The organism is Albidovulum sp., assembly GCF_049646345.1.
Classification (GTDB): Bacteria; Pseudomonadota; Alphaproteobacteria; order Rhodobacterales; family Rhodobacteraceae; genus Albidovulum.
Map to the genome: position 1 here is coordinate 1 of NZ_JBARVQ010000647.1, position 2,114 is coordinate 2,114.

At 61.3% G+C, this 2,114-nt stretch carries 3 protein-coding genes; 2 read left to right on the forward strand and 1 reads right to left on the reverse strand.

Translation table 11 applies throughout. From position 1 onward, the window contains the following. Window positions 1-387 (forward strand): hypothetical protein (locus WBB85_RS16890; RefSeq protein ID WP_432639763.1); only part of this gene is annotated, 387 nt, incomplete at its 5' end. Between the two features lie 98 nt (window positions 388-485). Next, the gene (locus WBB85_RS16895) at window positions 486-1,265 is read left to right on the forward strand and encodes an adenylate/guanylate cyclase domain-containing protein (RefSeq protein ID WP_432639764.1); all 780 of its coding nucleotides are present in this window, start codon (window positions 486-488) and stop codon (window positions 1,263-1,265) included. Window positions 1,266-1,267: 2 nt separating this feature from the next. Here WBB85_RS16895 and WBB85_RS16900 read toward each other — a convergent pair whose 3' ends face one another. Next, window positions 1,268-1,960: a Crp/Fnr family transcriptional regulator gene (locus WBB85_RS16900; protein WP_432639765.1), complete on the reverse strand. Its 693-nt coding sequence runs from the start codon at window positions 1,958-1,960 to the stop codon at window positions 1,268-1,270. Window positions 1,961-2,114: the final 154 nt, after the last annotated feature.

Sequence of the window (2,114 nt, forward strand, 5' to 3'; positions counted from 1 at the left end):
CATATGACCAACCTGCAGACGGCCGAGCTGCTGACAGGGCCGCTTGAGCCTCCGCTTTACGGTCTTGATCAGGATCACGTCATGAGCCTCGATCACGCACCCGAATGGGTGTCGGGCGAGATGCTGAATGCAGGTATCGTCGTATCAGTGCCGTCGATTCAGCGCCGGGACCCGGAAACCGGGCACACGATGCTGCTGCCCAAGCCACCCTTTGACAAGGGTGGTATATTTCAGGTCATGTATCGTGGCATCCAGCCACCGCGCCACGTCAAGGCGGGGCCGACCTTCCTGTGGGGCAGCGCGGTCTGCAACAGTCCCGCCCTCGTGCCGGTGACGCCGAACATGGAGCTGATCATCTCACCCATGCCCGAAAAATACTGGCTATGACGCGTTTCGGGTTTGCACCGAGAATTTAAGTATCAGAATTCGAACGAAAAATGTTCGAATTCTGATACAATGCAACCCGAAACGCCATTGGAGCGCGCATGACCGAGACCTTTACCAAGGAAGACGGCAATACCGAACTCTGGCACACGATCTTTGCGGTGGGCCATCCCGATCTGAGCAAGCAGCAGGAGTTTCACGCGAAACTGCCGCGCGATCCGCGTTGCCGGCTGTGCAATGCCCCCTTCGCGGGGCTCGGCGGGCTATACATGCGGTTCCGTGGTAAGGTGGCCTCAAGCCGCAACAAGAATTATTGCAATGCCTGTGACGGGTTTCTCGATACCTTTCCCGGCGGGGCCGAGGTTGAGATGTCAATGCTTTTTGCCGATATCCGCAATTCGACCGCTTTCGCCGAAAGCGCGGGGCCGAAAGCCGCCTCAGACCGGGTGAACCGGTTTCTCGATAGTGCGACCAAGGCGATCACCGACAATGACGGCTTCATCCTTGCCTTCTATGGCGATTGCATCGTCGCCGTCTGGCCGCCGGGTTTCAGCGGGCCGGATCATGCGAAGATGGCGGTAAAGGCGGCGAAGGAAATCGCGGGCCATGCGCGTGCGACTGCCGAGGCGGCGCCGGTGGGTGTCGGCGTGCATAAGGGCACGATCTATATCGGAACGGTGCAGGCGGCGAAGGGGCTCTTTCGCGACGTATCGATCTTTGGCGCCGAAGTGAATGTGACCGCGCGCCTCGCAGCATCCGCCGCGGCGGGCGAGGCACTGGCGAGCCGTGAAATTCTTGACGCGGCAGGTCGCACGGGTGAGATGAAGCCCTTCGACCTCAAGGGCATCTCGCGCCCGGTTGAGGCAGCCCTGTTGGGCTGAGGTCAAAGGTCGGCAAGCTCGCCGAGCGCGGCGGAATCGGTGAGGGTGATCCCTTTCGGACCCAGCCCGACAATGCCCTCATCCGCCCAGGTCCTGAGGCGGCGATTGACGTTTTCGCGCGAGATGCCGGAAAACTCTCCCAGATCGGTCTGCGAAAACCTCTCGGCAGGCAACAAGGGCCCGTCGGGCGTGTCCTCACCCCAGCGTTCGGCAAGCCGGATCAGCGCGCGGGCAAGGCGCGATTGCGCCTCGGTCTGGGCCTGCGTCGCGAACATGTCCGAGGCGTTGCGCACCTTGGCGCAAAGCTCTGCCACCAGCGCAAAAAGGGCATGCGGCCGGTCGCGCAGAAAGGCCATGACATCGGCACGGCTGAGGGCAAGGCCCGTCACCCCGGTCGCCGCGGTCGCATCAGCACTTCGCAGTCCCCCGTCCAGAAGCGCGATTTCGCCAAGCGCCTCACCCGGACCCATATGGTTCAACACCGATTTGCGCCCCGACAATGAAGTGATCGAAATCTCGACCCGCCCGTCTTCGATCAATAGCAGCGTATCGCCGGAGTCGCTGCGGCTGAACATCATCTGGCCAGGCTGAAACGAAACGCGCCGGGCATGAGACAGCAAGGTGCGGCGGTCATCGTCGCATAGCGACGACAGCAACAGGCTATCAGATGGAACGGTGGCGTCGATTGTCTCCATGTGGCACTATTTCACCGCCGGTTCTTTGGGGTCAAGACGCGCAGCCGGACAACCGTACCAAGGCGAAATAGTGCCACATGGAGACAATCGACGCCACCGTTCCATCTGATAGCCTGTTGCTGTCGTCGCTATGCGACGATGACCGCCGCACCTT

Excerpts from the sequence above, each read along its gene's own strand:
- WBB85_RS16900 (WP_432639765.1), bottom strand. The coding sequence starts at position 1,960 with ATGGAGACAATCGACGCCACCGTTCCATCTGATAGCCTGTTGCTGTCG.
- WBB85_RS16895 (WP_432639764.1), top strand. The coding sequence starts at position 486 with ATGACCGAGACCTTTACCAAGGAAGACGGCAATACCGAACTCTGGCAC.